The organism is Sorangium sp. So ce124, from assembly GCF_051525235.1.
GTDB lineage: Bacteria > Myxococcota_A > Polyangia > Polyangiales > Polyangiaceae > Sorangium > Sorangium atrum.
On the sequence record NZ_CP150312.1, the window covers coordinates 11,173,607 to 11,191,536 of the forward strand.

Here is a 17,930-nt window from a genome sequence, read left to right on the forward strand (position 1 = left end):
GGAGCGGATGCCGGGGCTCGGGGTGGAGCGCCGGGCGCGGAGCGCCGAGAGGAGATCGCCGCGACGGGCTTGGCTACGGCGATCCCACGTCTCGCGCTCATTTCTTTCCCGACGGTGCTCTACGGAATTTCCGCGATGGTGCGGTGAGGACCACGGCGATAGGTTCCCACCTGCGATCCCTGTTCGTCCGCGGCAGCCGCGCGCGGCAGCTGTGTCGAGCTCCATGCCGGGCTGACCGGAGAGCGCACGCTCATGCTCAAGCGCCTGATCCTCATCGACGGCCCCCCTTCGAGCAGCGATGGACCCTCGATCTGCGGGACGCCGCTCCTCTCCCCGTCCGACACGGCGGCGCTCTCCAGGGAGTTCCCTGGCGTGGCGGTGGAGAGCGGCGCGCCCGGCCCATCCGGGGGTGCGCTCCACGCCGTCGTCGACGGCCGCGCGTGGCGCTCGTCGGCGCTCGACCTGTGGGCGCTCGACACCCGCCTGCACGCGCTCGACGCCGGCGGCCTCTTCGACCTCCGGATCGAGGGGCTCGATCGAGCGGGCGCCGCGCGCGCCGCCTACGAGGTCCTCACACGGTGCCAGCGCTTCATCCGCAGGAGGAACCTTGCCTCCGCGACCGCTGTCTTCGCCCGGATCCTCGGGCGGCACCGGGAGCTCCACGATCTCGACAGGCCGCTCGTCCGCGCCGATCACGATCATGCGGTCGACGTCTGGCAATGGATGCTCCGCCTCGAACCGCGGGCCGGCGTCGCGGTCCAGGCGGCGGCGCTCTTCCATGACGTGGAGCGGCTCGTCTCCGAGGCGGACGTCCGGAGTGAGCACCGCGCCCCGGACTACCAGGCGTTCAAGGACGAGCACGCGCGGCGCGGGGCGGCCCTGACGCGCGCCGCGCTCGCCGGCGTCGGGCTCGCGCCGGAGATCCTCGACCGGATCGGCGCCCTGGTGGCATCGCACGAGCGGCCGGGAGGCGACGCCGAGCTCGCCTTGCTCAACGACGCCGACGCGCTCTCGTTCTTCTCGCTGAACAGCGCCGGGTTCCTCGACTGCTACGGGCCCGAGCACACCCGCGCCAAGGTGGCGTACACGCTCCGCCGCCTCCGGCCCGAGGCAAGGGCGCTTCTGCCGCGGATCCGCTGCCGCCCCGAGGTGGAAGCGATGATCCCCGGCGAGCCGGGCAGGCCGGCGGCGTCGGCGCCGGAGATGCAGGCATAGAGGAGGTCCGCGCCGCCATGAGGCTCGTCATCTTCGGTCTGACGATCAGCTCTTCCTGGGGCAATGGCCACGCCACGCTGTGGCGCGGCGTCGTCTCCGCCCTCGGGCGGGCCGGGCACCGCGTCACCTTCTTCGAGCGCGACGTCCCGTATTACGCCGCGCACCGGGATCTGAGCGCGCTCTCGCACGGCAACACGCTCCGGCTCTACACCTCGTTCGAGGACGTCCTCCCCGAGGCCAGGCGCGCCGTCCGCGAGGCCGACGCGGCGATGGTCACGTCGTACTGCCCCGACGGCGGCCCCGCGACCGACGTGGTCCTCGAGTCCGGCGCGCTCAAGGTCTTCTACGATCTCGACACGCCTGTGACGCTGGATCGCATCCAGGCCGGACAGCCGGTCGGCTACATCGGCCCTCGAGGCCTCGTCGATTTCGACTGCGTGCTCAGCTACACCGGCGGCGCGGCGCTCGATCAGCTCCAGGCGAAGCTCGGCGCCCGGCGGGTGTTCCCGCTCTATGGCAGCGCGGACCCGGCGGTGTACCGCCCGGTCCCGCCGCGGGACGCCTTCCGCGGGGATCTCTCGTACCTCGGCACGTACGCCGCCGACCGGCAGGCGGCGCTCTCCCGCCTCTTCCTCGAGGCGGCGAGGAGGCTGCCCGAGAGGCGGTTCGTCATCGGGGGCTCGCTCTATCCGGGGGACTTCCCGTGGGCGCAGAACGTCTATTACATGCGCCACGTGGCGCCGCCGGATCACCCGGCGTTCTATTGCTCGTCGCGGCTGACGCTCAACGTGACGCGGGGGGCGATGGCGGCGATGGGGTACTGCCCTTCCGGCAGGCTCTTCGAGGCCGCCGCCTGCGGGACGCCGATCCTGAGCGACGGGTGGGAGGGGCTCGACCGGTTCTTCACGCCGGGGAGGGAGATCCTCGTGGCGGCGACGACGGACGACGCGGTCGCGGCGCTCTCGCTCCCGGCGGGCGAGATCGCGGCCATCGCCCGCGCGGCGCAGGAGCGGGTGCTCGCGGAGCACAGCGCGGCGCGCCGCGCGGCGGAGCTCGTGACCATTCTCGAGTCGGTCTCGGCTCATTGAACGCAGTCGAGGTCGGCTCATGGAACGGAGGGACGACGCGATGTGGGGAGTGATTCCGGCGGCGGGCCTGGGCAGCAGGATACAGCCGCTCGCGTTCTCGAAGGAGCTGCTCCCTGTGGGGACGCGCAGGGACGGGGACGTGGAGCGGCCGCGCGCGGTCAGCGAGTACCTCATCGATCGCATGGTGCTCGCCGGGGCGACCCGGCTCTGCATGGTGATCTCGCCGGGCAAGTCGGATATCGTCGAGTACTACGGCGCGAGCGTCGGCCCGGCGCACATCTGTTATGTGGTGCAGCCGGCCGCCGCCGGGCTCTGCGACGCCATCTTCCGGTCGCTCCCCTGGATCCGGCCGGAGGAGGACGTGCTCGTGGGGCTCCCCGACACGGTGTGGTTCCCGGAGCACGGGCTCTGCTCGCTCGGCGGCGGGGGGCTCTCGTTCCTGCTCTTTCCTGTCGAGCATCCGGAGCTCTTCGACGCGGTCGTCACCGACGAGGAGGGCCGGGTGCTCGAGATCCAGGTCAAGCAGCGAAGCGCGCGCTCGCGGTGGGTCTGGGGCGCCTTCAGGCTCACGGGGGCTGTGATGCGAGAGCTCCACGGCCTCTGGTGCGAGCGCGGGCGGGAGGACCCGTACATCGGGACGCTGGTGAACGAGTACCTCGCCCGCGGCGGCAGCGCGCGCGCCGTGCGGGCCGGAGAGGCCTATGTCGACGTGGGGACGCTGCACGGCTACCACGAGGCCATCCAGCTCCTCAGCCGCGCTGCCGCGTGAAGGGAGGGGCCATGGAGAGGTGCGTCGAGGGAGCGACGAAGTGGACGCGGGAGCAGATCCAGGAGCGCGTGCGGGGGCTCGGGCCGTGGTTCCACAACCTCGATCTCGGCGGGGTGAAGACGGCGCCCGACCATTTCCTGGGCGATTACCCCGCGTTCAAATGGAGGGGCTTCGCCGACGCCGTCCCGGCGGATCTCACGGGCAAGACGGTCCTCGACATCGGCTGCAACGCCGGCTTCTACTCGCTCGAGATGAAGCGGCGCGGGGCGGCGCGCGTCCTCGGGATCGACAGCGACGAGGACTACCTGGCGCAGGCGCGCTTCGCCGCGGAGGTCTCCGGGGCGGACATCGAGTTCCGGAACCTCTCCGTGTACGACGTCGGCAGCCTCGGAGAGCGCTTCGATCTCGTGCTCTTCCTGGGCGTCCTGTACCACCTCCGCCACCCGCTCCTTGCGCTCGATCTGCTCCACGAGCACGTGGTCGGACACACGCTCATTTTCCAGAGCATGCAGCGCGGCAGCGCGGAGGTGGCGCCGCTGGAGGAAGATTTTCCCTTCTCCGAGGAGGAGATATTCGACGAGGCGGGTTATCCCCGGCTCCATTTCGTGGAGCACAGCTATGCGCACGACCCGACCAACTGGTGGGTGCCCAACCGGGCTTGCGCCGAGGCGATGCTGCGGAGCGCCGGCTTCGAGATCGTGAACCACCCCGAGCCCGAGGTCTATCTCTGCCGTCGGCGCGAGAGGGCCGGTGGTCGTCCGCCCGGCGCCGTCTACCCGGCGAGGCGAGCCTTCGAGAAGGGAGAGCTGGCGTGATCGAGGCGGTGATGCTCTGGAACGAGCCCAACAACAAGTCGCACTGGGATTTCGAGATCGATCCCGAGTGGACGACGTATGGAACCATGGTGAAGCTCGCAGCGGACGCGATCCGGAGCGAGCGCCACTGGTTGCTGCGGGTGCTGGGCGGCATCTCGCCGATCGATCCGGGGTTCATCGCCAACATGGGGCGGCAGGGCGTGCTCGAGCACGTCGACGTGGTCGCGGTGCACGGCTTCCCCCTCGACTGGAATCACTGGCAGATCCACGAGTGGCCCGCCAAGCTCGAGGAGATCCGCGTGGTGACCGACAGGCCTCTCTGGATCACCGAGGTCGGCGTCTCCACGTTCGGCGCCGAGGAGGTGCAGGAGTTCGGTCTCCGGCGGAGCGCCGAGCTGCTCCGCGGCAAGGTCGAGCGGATCCACTGGTACAGCCTCTATGACCTGCCGCGCGCGTGGCCGGCGACGACCCGGCACCGGGAGGCCGAGGGCTCGTCGTATTACAGGCATTTCTACATGGGCCTGCTCCGCGAGGACGGGACGCCCAAGCGCGCGCTCCGGCTCTTCCCGGAGTACACCCCTGAATTCGGTCTGTGCCAGTGGTTCCACTTCGAGGACCACCGGCTCGACGACGCGGTGGCGTGGCTGAAGGATCTCGGGGTGCGTCACCTCCGCACGGGCCTCAGCTGGGCCGACAGCTTCCGCCCCGGCGCGGAGGCCTGGTTCGACCGGCAGATGAAGGCGCTCGAGCCGTTCGAGGTGACCCTGACCTACTGCTTCACCCCCGAGCACGCCGGCGTCCGGCCCCACCACACGAGCCCTCCGCAGCGGATCGAGGAGTTCGCCGACTTCTGCGCCCGGATGACGCGGCGCTACGCATGAGATGCCGCCATGCGTAACGCCGTACGTGCGTACGTAAAGGAGCGCGTAGGCGCCTGCTCGTCTGTCCGCGTTTTACGCGCGTCTGGCGCGCCGCGTCGCCGTTTGGTAGTGTGGAGATCGCTGCGTTTTTCGCCAGGACGACCTGACCGCATGCACTCCAGGTGGCTCATGTCCCACGTCGCGAGCACGCCGAAGCGAAAGAGGAGACCCGAGGAGCACCGCGGCATCCCGGGGGGGCGACCCGAGCCGCGCACCGGGCTGCGCAGCAGGCGCGCGGAGGTGCTGTCGTGAACCTCGCCGTGCTGCGCCGTCAGGGCCCCTCCGCCCAGGAGCTCGCGTGGCCGCCGTTCTCGTGGCTCTCGTCGGGCCGGGCGCCGCGCTGTCTCGTCGTGCTCGCCCATCCGGACGACGAGACCATCGGGCTCGGCGCGCGGATCGGCCGGCTCAGCCCGATCGAGGTGGTCCACGTGACCGACGGCGCGCCCCGCGACGAGCGCTTCGTGCCGGCGGGCCTCGCCGGCATCGGGCGCGAGCGCTACGCCGCGCTCCGGCGCGAGGAGGTGACCCGCGCCATGTCGGCCGGCAACGTGCCTGCGGGGCGGCTCAGGTGCCTCGGCGCTGTCGACCAGGAGGCGATCGAGGAGGCGCCGAGCCTCACCCGGCGGCTCGTCGAGCTGTTCGCCCGGACGCGGCCCGAGGTGGTGTTCACCCACCCCTACGAGGGCGGCCACCCCGATCACGACGCGGCGGCGCTCGCCGTCCACGCGGCGGCGGTGCTCGCCCTCTGGAACGGCGTCACCTCGCCGCTGATCTTCGAGGCGGCGTCGTACCACGCCGCGCGCGGCCGCCTCCGCACCGGCGAGTTCATCGCGCACGCCGGCGTCCCCGAGATCGCCCTCCGGCTCTCGGACATCGAGGCGTCGCGGAAGCGCGCCATGCTGGCCTGCTTCGCCAGCCAGCGGGAGGTGCTCGCCCCGTTCGGCGCGGAGGTCGAGCGCTTCCGGCCGGCGCCCGCGTACGATTTCCGCAGGCCCCCGCACGACGGCCCGCTCCATTACGAGCGCCTCGGCTTCCCGATCGACGGCGCGCGCTGGCGGCGGCTCGCGGCGAAGACGCTCACGCTGCTCGGCCTCGAGCGTGAGCTGTGCCTCTGACGGTCCTGCTCGTCGGTTATCCGCTCGCGCCCGTGGGTCCGGACGCCGTCGGCGGCGCCGAGCAGGTGCTCTCGATGCTCGACGAGGCGCTCTCGCGCGGCGGCCACCGGTCGATCGTTGTCGCCCCGGAGGGCTCCGCGTGCGCCGGGACGCTGGTCGCCACGCCGGCGCCCCCGCCTGGCGCGGCCCTCGACGAGGCGGCGCGGGAGCGGGCCTGGAGCCATCACCGGAGCGCCGTCGCCCGGGTCCTGGACAGGTATCCGATCGACCTCGTCCACATGCACGGCGTCGATTTCGATCGCTATCTGCCCGAGCCGGGCGCGTCGGTGCTCGCGACCCTCCATCTCCCGCCGAGCTTCTATTCGCCTGCGGTGTTCTGTCTCGAGCGGCCGAGGACATTCCTCCACTGCGTGTCCGCGACGCAGCGGCGCGCCTGTCCGCCGGAGGCGCGGCTCCTGCCCGACATCCCGAACGGCGTCCGGCTGGAGCACTACCGGCCGAGGCGGTACAAGCGCGGCTTCGCGCTGGCGCTGGGCCGGATCTGCCCGGAGAAGGGCTATCACGTCGCCGTCGAGGCCTCGGTCCGCGCCGCCGTGCCGCTCGTCATCGCCGGCCAGGCGTTCGGGTACGAGGAGCACACGCGGTATCTCCGGGAGGTCCTGCTGCCGATGCTGCGCGGCCCCGGGCCCGTGCGGCGCTTCATCGGCCCGGTAGGCCTCGCCCGGAAGCGCCGCCTGCTCGCGGCGGCGCGGTGCCTGCTCGTCCCCAGCCTGGTGCAGGAGACCAGCTCGCTCGTGGCCCTGGAGGCGCTGGCCTCGGGCACGCCGGTGATCGCGCTGCGGGGCGCCGGCGCGCTGCCGGAGATCGTCGAGCACGGCCGGACGGGGTTCCTCGTGGACGGCGCGGTGGAGATGGCCGACGCGATGGCGAGGGTCGACCGGCTCGATCCGGCGGCGTGCTGTCGCGCGGCTGAGGAGCGCTTCTCGGCGGCCACCACGACGGCGGCGTACCTCGAGACGTACCGCCGGATCCTGCGCGCAGCGTGAAGCGCCGGGTCGCCCTGCTGGAGGATGGAGGACGACGCTCGCAGCCTGCGGCCGCGCCGCAGGCATCGCGCGGGCCTCTCAGCGAGCGTTGCAGGCGAAGACGTGCTCGATGGCGTCCACGCACATCTGCTCCGCGACCTCTCGGGTGACCCGAGACAGCACCCGGAACCGCGTGAGCTCGGTCAGGGTCTGGTACACGTTGACCTCGGCGATCACCTCTCCGTCGCCAGCGGCCTCGGCGCTGTAGAAGAGGCGGATCAGGTTGTTCGCGTTCGCCGGTACGCCCCGGAGCAGGAGGTGAAACTCGATGCTGGGGGTCTTCTCGCCCACGTCATGCTCGATCCGGTAAGCGTGGCCTGACGAGGCGAGCTCCCCGCCGATGGATTCAAACGTGGGAATGAAGATGTCGGCCAGGATCCGCCGGAATTCATCGATGAAAACCTGGCGCCGATCCGGCGTGTTGGCGCCGTTCGTGCTCCGGGCCAGGCGCTCGCCGTATTTCTTTTGAATGATCCCCAGGCGGATGCGGGTAGTTTCATCGATGGCCACGTGGGTGTCCCTCAGGGGTCAGAACAGGGCGGGCTCTCGGGGCGCTCTCGCGGACGGCTCTCACGGACGGCTCTCGCGGAAGACCGAGTGGACGTCACTTCAGAACCAGGACCTTGATCTGGCTCGGGACAATGGTCGTCGAGTTCGTATTGATCTGGTTCCCAAAGCCGTTTGCGGAGAGCACCACCGCCGGTTTTCCCTGCCACAACGTGTTGCGAGAGAATCGGAGACGCCTCGCGGGGCCCATGTTGCGACCGGAGATCACGCCACCAAGGAGCCCAGGGTTGTCGCCGGAGGTGAGCGGAATGGTGGTTGTCACGGTATGGGCGGGAGCGACCCCGATGCGCACTTTGTACGCGGGGGACGTCCCCATGGGCTTCGCTGCAAAGTTTGGAAATGGGACGGGGACCATCGTCGGAAGACGGCAGACATCCGGCATGCCAAAGTCCATTCCACCGCTCGACGTGATTGCAAACATGTTCGGTCACCCTACCTGGATCTGATCGGCATCGATTTTCACGACGTGGCACGCGGTGATCTTGGCGTTCTCGCTGTGGATGGCGAGGTTGCCCTTGGCCGCATAGTCGATGCGCTCGGCGCGCACATGGTCCGCCTCTTCCACGATGCGGTAGGAGCGCTTCACCCTCTGCGACAGCCGTTCGAGCGTCGCGTCGAGGCTCCGGCCGATCAGCTTGGCGCGGTCGACCTCGCCGCGAGCCACCTTGCTGAGGAACGAGAACAGCTCCAGCGCGACGTGCCCCTCCTTGGCCTGGACACGGAAGGTCGACGCGGCCATCGAGAGGTCCTTGCCGGCTGCCACGTGTACACCGTCGGGCGCCGAGAGGCCCAGCGAGCCGCGCCGCAAACGAATCTGGAGATCGCCTTCGGAGACGAGGTGTGAGGGCGCGCCCTCCTCCCGCTCGAGGACGGCGAGGATGTAATGCGTGCCGTTCACGGCGGTGAGGAGCACCAGGTCTCCGGTGGCAGGCTCCAGCAGGCAGCTCGTCGCGCGCTTCGCGCGGACCTCGCCATGCTCGGTCTCGACGACGTACGCGGAGCCATCGATGCGGAGCACGGCGCCGTGTTCGCCGTAGGCTTCCCGCTGGTATTGTCTCGCTCTTGCTGCGCTCTGCATGGTTTCCTCATGAGTGAGGGGTGCGTTGACTGCCGGCAGGCCTCCCAAGGACGTTGGCCTGCCAGTCTTCTGCTTCCTTGAGCTCCTGGTCGTCGCCGTGCGCCAGCGCCTTGCTCGGCGGCCAGATCGTGCCCTTGTCCGTCACGCGGTGCAGCCGCGCGCGCGACAGCGTCGCATCGGAGAAGTCGGCGGACGACACGTCGGCGTGGGAGAAGTCTGCATGGCTCAGGTCTGCCCGGCAGAAGCGGGCACCCGGGCACCTCGCCCGGTGCCAGACGCTCATCTCGAGCCGCGCGCCCGAGAGGTTCGTGGCGCCCGCGCGCGCGTCGACGAAGAGCGCCTGGCTCAGGTCGGCCTGGGTGAGGCTCGCGTTCATCAGGGTCGCTTCGACGAAGTCGGCCAGCCGGGCGACGGCGCCGTCCAGTCGAGCCCCGGTCAAGTTGGCGCCCTTGAAGCCGCATTGCGTCAGCGTGGCCCCCGAAAAGTCGCAACCCTGCAGGTCGGCGCTGGTAAATTGCGTTCTGCTGAGGTCCATCCGCCGGAAGTCCTTGGGCCCCATCCGCACCTCGATCAGGATCGCCTCCACGAGGGTAGTCCCCGTGAGAATGGCCTGGGACAGGTCCTGACGGAACAAGACAGCCCTGGTCAAGTTGGCCTGAGAGAAGTCCGTGCCCTCGAGCGTGACGCCAAACAGGGTGCCGTCGGTCAGGTTGGCACGGACGAATCGGGCGTTCTTGAGCTCGGAATGGTCGATGGTAGCCGACGAGAGGTCGGCTCCGGTCAGATCGGCCGATTCGAGGTCCACGGCCGAGACGTTCGCTCCGACCAGCGAGGCGTCGGCGAGCACGGCCCCCGCGAACGTACAGTCCATGGCCGTGCCGAGGTGAAAATCCAGCCCCTTCAGGTTGGCTCCCGCGAGGTCACAGCGGTGAAAAATCGCCTCGCGCACCTTGACGCCGGTGAAGTTGGCGTTGGTGAAGCGGACATCTTCGAAGATCCCGCCGGAGAGGTCGAGCCCCGACAGGTCGAAGCCCGACAAGTCCAGCTCCGAAACGACCTCTTCTTGTTCGATCAGCTTGCGCAGCGCTTCCCTGTCCATGCTCCCTCTAAGCCGGTATTACCCTGAGTCGCTTGAGGTTGGCGCCGGCAAAGCTCGTGTCGTCATCTCCAACCATTCGATCGGCGCACACGCTGAACAGGTTGGCCTTCTCGAAGTTGGCCCCCTGGACGCACGCATGGTTCATGATGCTCTGCCTCAGGTCAGCGGCGTAGAGCGACGCCCCGGTGAGGTTGGCGCGGGTCAGCATGGCCTCGGCGAGGTTCGCGCGATCGAGGCTCGCCTCCGTCAAGTCGGCCTCGTTGAGCAGCGCGCCGCGCAGGTCGGCGTCGGAGAGGTCGCTGCCGGCGAGGTTCGTCCCCATCAGGTTCGCGCCGGCGAGGGTCGCGCCGGCGAAGTCTGCGCCAGCGAAGGACGAGCCCATCACGCTCGTGAGGTCCTTTGCCATCACGTTCCGGAAGATGGCGCGGTCGCCCTGGGCGGCGATGAAGGTGGCGGAGCTCAGGTCGACGCCGGTGAAATCGACCTCGGTCACGTTCACCTCGTTGAAGGTGCACCCCGAGAGCCGCGCGCCCACGAGGCGCGCCCCCGTGAGGTCCACCTGCTGGAACGTCGCCTCTTCCGCGACGGCGTTCTCCAGGTTGGTGTCGCAGAAATTGGCCTCGGAGAGGTCGGCGCGCGAGAGATTGGCGTCGGACAGATCCGCTCCCCAGAGGTCCGCCTTGACGAGCACGGCCTCGCCGAAATCGACGCCTCCACCTGCCTTCACGTCCCGCAGGCACGCCGAACCGAAATTGGCTCCGTTGAGCTTGGCCTCCGAGAGATCCGCGGCTTCCAGGTTGGCTCGCGCCAGGACGGCGCCTGTGAGCTTCGCCCTTCGCAAGATGCTCCCGGTGAGAAAGGCCGACTCGAGCATGGCGCCCTCGAGGTCGATCCCCTCGAGGTTGAGGTGAGAGAGATCGGCGCCCGTGAGGTCGCACCCCGCGAAGCTCCGCCCCTCCTTGTGCCCGGCCTCCACTTCGCTGCGAAGTCGCAGGGACTCTTCGCTGTCGAGGGGCGCGGAGGCCGCCAGGAGGTGCGCGAGCCGAGGCCCGTCTTCGCCCAGCTCGGCGAAGGACGAAGCCCTGTCGTCCAGATCCTCCGCAGACGCGAAGCCCTCGTCGTCCGCAGGCTCACCGCCCCAGGCCTCGTCCTCGGGCAGGGTGTGGGCAGCCTCGGGCGCCTCGTCGGGGAGGTGGAATGTGTCGTCGAGGTCCTCGTCAGCGGCGGCCTGGGTCTCGTCCTCGAATGCTTGCCAATCCAGCGACGACACCAGCTCTTCGCTCTTCTCCGGCGTGAAGCCCTCGCTCGTCAGCGACTGCCGCACGCGCTCGCGGACCTCCGACATCCTGATCTCGCTCGGACCGTCGGCGGCGTTCTGACGCGTCCTCGCCAGCAACGCGCCGACGTCGACCCCGTGCGCGGTCAGCCCGCCGCTGAGCCGACCCTCGACCAGGCGGACCACGGCCTCTTCGGATTCTTCCGAGTCATCGAGGGACGCAAGGTCGTTGGAGGGCTCTTCCTGGGCGAGGTGCGCCTCTGGATCGATGCCACGGTCTCGCAGCTGCTTCTTGCCCCATTCCATGAGCGCTTCCTGCGCGCGAAGCGCTTCGGCCTCCTCGGGGTCGTCTTCCAGGGCGGGGGTCGTCGTCGGGGCCGCAAACGCGAGTGGCTCCGTGTCCGCCTCGTGGCTCACCCCCGCGTCCGCCTGGGACCATGCAGGGCTCTCTTCTTCCTCCGTGCCCTCCGGGAAGTCCGTGGCTGGCTCCGCCCCTTCCGCGTCGGCTGCGGCGGCGAGGTGCCCGGGGTCGATCCCCATCTCGGCGAGCTCGGCCTCGGTCGCCTCGATGTCGGGGTCCCTCTCGAGCTCGGCCTCGGCCGCTTCGAAGTCGAGGCCCTCCGCTGCTCCCGCTCCGTGGACACCGGCGGTGACGACGCCGGCGCCGGCCGCGGCTCTGGCAGCGCGCTTGACGGAGCGAGCCGGAGTGCCTCCCAGAAACCCTTCCCGCCTGAGCTTTGACGCGAGCCCGGAGAGCGTGTCATCGGGCAGCGGCGGCGCCTCCGGATCTTCGGGCTCGGGCATGAGCGTGTCGTCCTGGTCATCCGGGAGATCGTTGCTCTCAAGGCCAAGCCGGGGGATGAGGTAGTCGTGGTAATACGCGGCGGGCCTGGGGGCACCCATGGCTTCGCAGGCAACCAGCACCGCCACCACGTCGTCTGCGTCGTCCTCGGAGATCTCGATGCCGCCGCGGAAGAGGACGACCCCACGCTCGCGGTGCGGGAACAGACGCACCGTGTCGAGCTTCATCGCGGGCTCGTGGATCTCCACGCCGTCGCTCGTCTTGAGGCAGACGAAGCATCGACTCACGACCCCGGGAAGGGCGCCTTCGATCCGAGGCTTGTCGGGGTGCATGTTCTCGACGACGAAGGTCTCGTCGCCCCTGAAGAACCCGTCGATCTGCTGGTCTTCCGGAGCCATGTTGAACAGCGTCGGGTCCAGATCCCGCGCAAAACCAGGGAAGCACTCGTCGCGCCACGCCGCGTCGTAGGTGCCGATCTTGGAGAACCGCTGGGGCCACGTCAGGTCGTAGCCATCGAGGCCGGCGGGCGTCGGGCAGTCGCTGCGCGCGTGGATGAGGTGCTTGGGCGACTCGATGTTGGGGAGCGCCGCGCTCTTGTCGCCGTGGCCTTTGCCCAGCGGGTTCCTGGCAAAGTCCTTCCCGCCAAAGGCGTTTCGCCAGGTGACGGGCATCTCGGTGAAGGGCGTCGGATCCGACATGCCGAGCATCCCCCACGTCCGGTCGCCGATGACGTAGAGGCTCTTGTTGATGGGCCCCAGCTGGACGCGGACCGAGCTCGCGGGGCGGGCGGTGCGCCCCGGCGGATAGCAGCGGCCCGTGACGAGGAGCTCGCCCCGGGTCTTGGGGTTGAACTCGTCGAGGAGGCCGTCCTCGCCGAGCTCCTCCATGGCGATCTTCCAGACCGTGGGCTCATAGAGCAGCCGGGCCGGCCGGTCGTAGGAGAAGCCGACGAAGGTGGTGACCACGAGGTGCGGGGTGCGCTGGTGCATGAAGACCCTCGGCACCACCCCGAGGCGCATGGGCTTGACGATTTTCATCCGACGGACTCCAGGGTAGCGGGCTCGATGGATCGTTCGGCTCAGCGCCGGGCGCGAGCCTGTTCCACACTCGATGGGTGAATTACTTCAGGATGTGCAAGTCCGCATTCGAGAGACCGAGTCGAGTTTTGATCGTCATGATCTCGGCTGAGGCCTTGTAGCCCTTTGCCGAGATTTCTGCTGCGTTCAATTTCTTTATCTCCAAGGGGGCACGTTTGAACGCTAGCCCCTTGATGTTCTCGTATTTTGTTCCGTTGATGACCTCGACGCGCGAGCCGATCTTGGTCGTGTAGAGGCCTGTTATCTTGCTCTCGGCGGGGCCATGGATGGTGCTCGAGCTCGGTCCATAGACCGTGGTTTTTCTGCCGCCATAGATCTTGGCGGTGTTACCGCCTCTGATCGTCTTCGAGCTTCCCCCCGCGTGAACGGTGGTCGTTCGCCCTGCGTAAAAGTGGCTGGTGGCATGGCCGCGGACGTCTGTGCGTCGGGTCCCGTTGACATCGGTCTCGCTGGTGCCGTTGATCGTATTTTTGTTCGATACGAAGACCGTCGTCTCTCGCCCGTTGAAGAAGGTGCTGTCGTCCTTGCCTCTGATCTGGGTGTTGCGCTTCCCCATGATGCGCAAGCTGCTGTTGCCCCTGATGGTGGCGAGGCGATCGCCCACGAGCGTGAACGTGTCGTCGCCCCCGATCTTCGTGGTGCGATCCTTCGTGATGGTGGTCTTTCGGTTGCCGCGGAGGATCGTCTTTTCATTGCCGAGGATGGTCGTGTGGCGATAGCCCAAGATCACGTTCTGTGAGTATCCAGCGATGAAGCTGCCGGCGTACCCCCCGACGGCGCTCAAGCTGAAGCCTCCGATCACGCTCTCGGAGATGCCCACGGTGATCGCCGTTCGGTTGCCAGTCACGATGTTCTCGGAGCTGCCTCCGATCCACACATAAGCGTGGCCTTGCGACTTGACCTCATACGACGCGCCGCCGTTGGGCGCCCCCATTCGGAGGTAGGTGTTGTCATAAGGCGTCGACAGCGTGACCCGCTCTTGCCCGGCCTGGTCTTCGAGCTCGAGCCGGTTCCGCCCGCCCGTCTGGATCACGTTCCGCGTGTTGTTCCCCGACGTGACCGGGCTCGGCGTGAGCGCGTTGGGCGCGACGCCGACGATGGCCGGCCGGTCAGGATCGCCGCCCTCGAAGGCGCACATGACCTCGACGCCGGCGCGCAGCGGGAAGTGGAAGCCCTCGATGCCGCCGCCGTGGGGCTGGAGCATCCGGACCCAGGTCGACGCCTTCCCCCCGCTCAGGTCGCTCTCGTCGAAGAGGAACTTGATCCGGTAGCGACCATGGCTGTCGATCTGCGCGTACTCGCTGACCGCCGCGCCCTCGACGATCGCGATCTCGGTGCCGAAGATGCGGGGCCACTCGGTGACCTGCGGCGCGCGGAACTGCGTCGTGACGGGGATGGCCTTGGCCTCCATGCGGTAGTTGTCGGTCCACGTCGTGAAGTCGCGGAGCTCGGGCATGTCCGGGGCCTGGTTGGACCAGTGCTCGATCTCGATGGCCAGGTACTTCGTGTTGAACGCGGCCCGCGGGTGGTCCTCGACCTCGAAGGTGAACCCAGGGACCACCGTCGCTGCCTTGCCCATCGCCTGGTACACGACGCCGGTCGCGGCGAGGCTCTCCGCCTTGATCCGCGCCAGCCGCGCCCCGTCGCCCGACGAGAAGAACCGCGCGCCGTACAGGCTGACCTCGCCGAAGCCATTGGGGCTGACCGACGCCTGCCCGGTGACCGGCACGGCCGGCGTCGCGTAGTTGTAGTCCTTGAGGCGGACCGTGCCGGGCATGGCGTCATGCCGGCAGGTGAAGGCGTGGAAGGTGTCCTTCGCGGTGTTGGCGCCGCCCGGCTGCGGGTAATAACGAATGGGCTTGCCGCCATGCGGCTGATGGGCCGACTTGTCATCGACCAGCACAAGCGTCTCGCCGCCCTCCCCATGCTCGAAGTAATAATAGATGCCTTCGCGCTCCATCCACCGGGTGATGAAGGCGTAGTCGCTCTCGCGGTACTGACAGATATGCTCTTCGGCGGCGTAGGATCCCTGGAGCTGGAGGGCGCAGTCCGTGACGCCGCCCTTCTGAAGGACGGCTTGAATGATCTCCGGGATCGCCTGCGCGGTGAAGACACGGCTGTGAAACGACATGGCGAGCAGGGCGAGGCGCGGGACCATCGTGGCCCTGAAGACGGACCGACCGACGAACTCGTTGATGAGCTCGATGCTCCCGAGGACGCCGCTTCGAAGGAAGGGCTCGCCGCCGTCGCTCCGCTCCAGGGAGATGCTTACCGGCTGCCCCACGGCCGCGGCCATATCAAAGCTCTGGCCGGCGTCGTTCGTCATCACCAGGTAGAGCTCGAAGCGATAGAGCTTCGAGATACCCTCGGTTCCATGAAAAGCTACGAGCTTGGTGGAAGAGGGCAGGGCGCTTGATTGGACGACGAAATTGTCAGGCATGGCGAGCCTCACGGGTGGGAAACAGCGGCAGGCGCAGACGCGCTGGAGAGCCTAGACGGAATTTGTGTCAGTTGTGTGGCGTGGCGCCTGCTTGTTGTTGTCCGTCGGTGACGACGACGCGACGAATTCGTCGCAGGCGAGGTCATGGGCTTGACGACTCCCTGCTCGCGCCCATCGTCACGCGCCATCGTCGGCGGTCCGCGCGGGCTCGCCTCTTCGCCTCCGGCAGCGCAGGACCGCCGTCCTCGCGCGGCGCGCTACATTCGAATCAGCGGTCGGCCTGCGAGGGCTGTCAGGAAGAGCGCCAGCGCGACGGCGCCGTAGGCGACGCCGAACGCGATGACCCATCGCACCGCCCGCCGCATGCGCGGCGCCGACCCCGACGCCCGCGCCGACAGCCAGTACCCGACCAGCGGGACGGCCTGCAGCGCGTGCATCCCGAAGAAGTGGGCTATGCGCAGGTCGCCTCCTCGGGTGCTCCAGTTGACGACGGGGAGCCCGGGCCCGCCGTCGGCGACGCCGACGCCGTGCGCGTTGTGCGCCGACATGACGCCGCCTTCGGCGCAGGCCAGCAGGAACAGGAGGAGACCCAGCCGGATGCCCCAGAGGTAGGGAGCCGGCAGCGGAGGTCGCGTCGCCCAGAACCTGTACGCGAGGTACGCCGCGAGCGCCGTGTTCACGAGGATGGCGATGCCCATGAGCGCGAACACCGCGCCGTCGAACAGCGTCGATTGATTGAAATGCGACGCCACGCCCCGCGCCGCCTGCGCGGTGATCGCGATCATCTCGAAGCTCACCATCGCCACCGTGCCCCAGACGACCGCCCTGCGGCCCCTCGGCGGGAGCGCGACATCGCCGACGAGCCAGTTGATCGTCAGGAGGTAGACGGCGATCGAGGCGGCGAATTTGGCCGGCTTGATCCACGGGTTCACCCCCATCACGAGGCGCGCGTCGAGCGGGGCGACGGCGAGCAGCAAGACGAGCAGCGCGACGTGGGCGGCGGCCGCCGCGAACAGGACGGGGCTCCGCCTGAGGAGCTCCTCGATCGAGCGGGGGAGCTGGAGCGAGGTGGTCACAGAGCGCGCGCTCATGTCAGGCCTCCCCGGCGCGGCGCTGCGCCGCGGTCGTGACGACGGCGCGCGCCGATCGAGCGGCGATCGCGCGGACGGCGAGGTAGAGCGAGAACCCCATCGGCCCGAGCATCAGCGTCAGATAGAGCACCGGGGCCATGAGCCACGGCGAGATGTCGCGATCTCGGCTGTCGAGGTACACCCACCGGCCCACGAAGAGATCGAAGGTGAGGAAGTGAACCCAGCCGATCGTGGCGCCCGCGGGCGAGCCGAGCAGCGGGGCGACCGCCGCGAGGCTCGGCTGGTTGACGATCGGCAGCACCTCGCCGATGACCGGGAGGACGAGCGCCGTGTAGAGCAGCGCGGGCGCGACGACGACGAGCGGCGACTCCATGATCCGCCGCGTCCATCGAGCGCGGGGCAGAAAAATCATGAGGAACCAGAACGGCATCACGAGCAAGCCGCTCAGTCCAAAGACCTTATCCATCATACCCTCCACCGACTGCTGACTGTAACGATGAAACTATTCGTAACAGTGTTAACTTTGCGAGAAAAAAAGAGAGCGATCAGGGGCGCAGGCCCCGGACCATCATCTTCATGGCGATCTCCATGGTCCGGCCGACGTCATCGGCGGTGAAGCGGCCGCGGTCGGCCAGGCCGAGGGCGGTGATCCCGTGGACCAGGGCCCAGACCACCTGGCTGTGGCGCTCCACGTCGCCGCGCTGCATCAGGCCCGCATCCATCGCGGACGCGACCGCGTTTTGCAGGACGTCGAACGAGTCGATCATCGGCTGCTGCCGCGCTTTCCGCTGGTCGAAGACGAAGTCGAAGCGCTGCATGAACATCAGCCGGTAGTGCACCGGGTTATCCATGCCGAAGCGAACGTACGCGGCGCCGAGCGCCACGAGCCGCTCGATCGGGTCCGCCGTGCTCTCGGCGGCCGCGACGAGCGCCCGCTGGAACTCGGTGAAGCCGTCGTGGACGATCGCGAACAGGAGGTCGTCCTTGTCCTCGTAATAGCGGTAGATCGTCGTCGCCGAGTAGCCGATGCGCTCGGCCACCTGGCGCATCGAGAACGCCTCGTAGCCCTGCTCCAGAAACAGCTCGCCCGCCGCCGCCAGGATCGCGCCCCGCAGGTTCTCCTTCTGCTGCTCGCGGCGCTGCAAGCTCGACGCCTGCAGGCGCTCCGCCTGGGTCGTGCCGCTGGTCTTCGTGGTCTTCGGGCGCGAGCTCGCCATGTCCGTGTCGCCTGGTCTCCGGGCGGCGCAGAGGCCGTCCACGTCCTCGTTCGTAACAGTGTTACTTTTTATAACGATGACATCGGATGCCGTCAAGGATCTCTTCGCGAGGGCGCCGCGAAGGGCTCCGGCTGGAGCTCGATGCGTTGTGGGAGGAAGTCGATCAGCTCGGCGCCGAGGAGGGCGAAGCGCCGGAGGAAGACCAGGAGAGCTTGCCGCGGTAGCCTGCCGGCGGCGCCTCATGGCGCCGCCCTTC

The 17,930-nt window shown here is 68.7% G+C and carries 17 protein-coding genes; 8 read left to right on the top strand and 9 right to left on the bottom strand.

From position 1 onward, the window contains the following. Positions 1-252: 252 nt before the first annotated feature. The 7 genes from WMF19_RS41955 (at position 253) to WMF19_RS41985 (ending at position 6,968) form a co-directional block, all read left to right on the top strand. Complete coding sequence (locus tag WMF19_RS41955) at positions 253-1,215, top strand: DUF4202 family protein (RefSeq protein WP_437895503.1); 963 nt, start codon at positions 253-255, stop codon at positions 1,213-1,215. A gap of 17 nt (positions 1,216-1,232) precedes the next feature. Continuing rightward, entirely contained in the window at positions 1,233-2,303 is a 1,071-nt protein-coding gene (locus WMF19_RS41960) for a CgeB family protein (protein WP_437895504.1), read from the top strand. Positions 2,304-2,343: 40 nt separating this feature from the next. Beyond that, positions 2,344-3,072 (top strand): sugar phosphate nucleotidyltransferase, encoded by a 729-nt coding sequence (locus tag WMF19_RS41965; protein WP_437901728.1) that lies wholly within the window; start codon positions 2,344-2,346, stop codon positions 3,070-3,072. 11 nt (positions 3,073-3,083) lie between these two features. Further along, complete coding sequence (locus tag WMF19_RS41970) at positions 3,084-3,887, top strand: TIGR04290 family methyltransferase (protein WP_437793810.1); 804 nt, start codon at positions 3,084-3,086, stop codon at positions 3,885-3,887. Continuing rightward, positions 3,884-4,768, top strand: a complete 885-nt coding sequence (locus tag WMF19_RS41975) for a beta-xylosidase (RefSeq protein WP_437324653.1) — start codon at positions 3,884-3,886, stop codon at positions 4,766-4,768. The genes WMF19_RS41970 and WMF19_RS41975 overlap by 4 nt, the downstream gene beginning before the upstream one ends. 287 nt (positions 4,769-5,055) lie before the next feature. After that, positions 5,056-5,922, top strand: a complete 867-nt coding sequence (locus WMF19_RS41980) for a PIG-L deacetylase family protein (protein ID WP_272095767.1) — start codon at positions 5,056-5,058, stop codon at positions 5,920-5,922. Continuing rightward, positions 5,913-6,968: a glycosyltransferase family 4 protein gene (locus WMF19_RS41985; RefSeq protein ID WP_437895505.1), complete on the top strand. Its 1,056-nt coding sequence runs from the start codon at positions 5,913-5,915 to the stop codon at positions 6,966-6,968. The genes WMF19_RS41980 and WMF19_RS41985 overlap by 10 nt, the downstream gene beginning before the upstream one ends. Before the next feature lie 78 nt (positions 6,969-7,046). Here the strand turns inward: WMF19_RS41985 and WMF19_RS41990 are convergent, their stop codons facing one another. From WMF19_RS41990 to WMF19_RS42030, 9 genes are all read right to left on the bottom strand, one after another. Beyond that, entirely contained in the window at positions 7,047-7,517 is a 471-nt protein-coding gene (locus WMF19_RS41990) for a hypothetical protein (RefSeq protein ID WP_437895506.1), read from the bottom strand. Positions 7,518-7,611: 94 nt separating this feature from the next. After that, entirely contained in the window at positions 7,612-7,995 is a 384-nt protein-coding gene (locus WMF19_RS41995; RefSeq protein WP_272095763.1) for a DUF4150 domain-containing protein, read from the bottom strand. Between the two features lie 6 nt (positions 7,996-8,001). Beyond that, complete coding sequence (locus tag WMF19_RS42000) at positions 8,002-8,652, bottom strand: DUF3540 domain-containing protein (protein WP_437895507.1); 651 nt, start codon at positions 8,650-8,652, stop codon at positions 8,002-8,004. A 7-nt stretch (positions 8,653-8,659) separates the two neighbouring features. After that, positions 8,660-9,751, bottom strand: a complete 1,092-nt coding sequence (locus WMF19_RS42005) for a pentapeptide repeat-containing protein (protein ID WP_437895508.1) — start codon at positions 9,749-9,751, stop codon at positions 8,660-8,662. A 7-nt stretch (positions 9,752-9,758) separates the two neighbouring features. Continuing rightward, the gene (locus WMF19_RS42010) at positions 9,759-12,866 is read right to left on the bottom strand and encodes a DUF2169 family type VI secretion system accessory protein (RefSeq protein WP_437895509.1); all 3,108 of its coding nucleotides are present in this window, start codon (positions 12,864-12,866) and stop codon (positions 9,759-9,761) included. A gap of 82 nt (positions 12,867-12,948) precedes the next feature. Further along, positions 12,949-15,366, bottom strand: coding sequence for a type VI secretion system Vgr family protein (locus tag WMF19_RS42015; protein ID WP_437895510.1), 2,418 nt, complete (start codon positions 15,364-15,366; stop codon positions 12,949-12,951). A 257-nt stretch (positions 15,367-15,623) separates the two neighbouring features. Continuing rightward, entirely contained in the window at positions 15,624-16,457 is an 834-nt protein-coding gene (locus WMF19_RS42020) for a hypothetical protein (protein WP_437895511.1), read from the bottom strand. A 1-nt stretch (position 16,458) separates the two neighbouring features. Next, positions 16,459-16,926, bottom strand: coding sequence for an ABA4-like family protein (locus WMF19_RS42025; RefSeq protein WP_437895512.1), 468 nt, complete (start codon positions 16,924-16,926; stop codon positions 16,459-16,461). Between the two features lie 76 nt (positions 16,927-17,002). Continuing rightward, positions 17,003-17,770 carry a TetR/AcrR family transcriptional regulator gene (locus tag WMF19_RS42030; protein WP_437895513.1) on the bottom strand — a complete coding sequence of 256 codons (768 nt, stop codon included), beginning with the start codon at positions 17,768-17,770 and terminating at the stop codon, positions 17,003-17,005. Here WMF19_RS42030 and WMF19_RS42035 point away from each other — a divergent pair. After that, positions 17,761-17,898: a hypothetical protein gene (locus WMF19_RS42035; protein ID WP_437324642.1), complete on the top strand. Its 138-nt coding sequence runs from the start codon at positions 17,761-17,763 to the stop codon at positions 17,896-17,898. The genes WMF19_RS42030 and WMF19_RS42035 overlap by 10 nt on opposite strands. The last annotated feature ends 32 nt before the right edge of the window (positions 17,899-17,930 follow it).

Coding starts and splice junctions, on each gene's coding strand:
- WMF19_RS42025 (WP_437895512.1), bottom strand. CDS start 16,926: ATGATGGATAAGGTCTTTGGACTGAGCGGCTTGCTCGTGATGCCGTTC.
- WMF19_RS42005 (WP_437895508.1), bottom strand. CDS start 9,751: ATGGACAGGGAAGCGCTGCGCAAGCTGATCGAACAAGAAGAGGTCGTT.
- WMF19_RS42000 (WP_437895507.1), bottom strand. CDS start 8,652: ATGCAGAGCGCAGCAAGAGCGAGACAATACCAGCGGGAAGCCTACGGC.
- WMF19_RS42035 (WP_437324642.1), top strand. CDS start 17,761: ATGCCGTCAAGGATCTCTTCGCGAGGGCGCCGCGAAGGGCTCCGGCTG.
- WMF19_RS42015 (WP_437895510.1), bottom strand. CDS start 15,366: ATGCCTGACAATTTCGTCGTCCAATCAAGCGCCCTGCCCTCTTCCACC.
- WMF19_RS42020 (WP_437895511.1), bottom strand. CDS start 16,457: ATGAGCGCGCGCTCTGTGACCACCTCGCTCCAGCTCCCCCGCTCGATC.
- WMF19_RS41960 (WP_437895504.1), top strand. CDS start 1,233: ATGAGGCTCGTCATCTTCGGTCTGACGATCAGCTCTTCCTGGGGCAAT.
- WMF19_RS41995 (WP_272095763.1), bottom strand. CDS start 7,995: ATGTTTGCAATCACGTCGAGCGGTGGAATGGACTTTGGCATGCCGGAT.
- WMF19_RS41955 (WP_437895503.1), top strand. CDS start 253: ATGCTCAAGCGCCTGATCCTCATCGACGGCCCCCCTTCGAGCAGCGAT.
- WMF19_RS41965 (WP_437901728.1), top strand. CDS start 2,344: ATGTGGGGAGTGATTCCGGCGGCGGGCCTGGGCAGCAGGATACAGCCG.
- WMF19_RS41970 (WP_437793810.1), top strand. CDS start 3,084: ATGGAGAGGTGCGTCGAGGGAGCGACGAAGTGGACGCGGGAGCAGATC.
- WMF19_RS42010 (WP_437895509.1), bottom strand. CDS start 12,866: ATGAAAATCGTCAAGCCCATGCGCCTCGGGGTGGTGCCGAGGGTCTTC.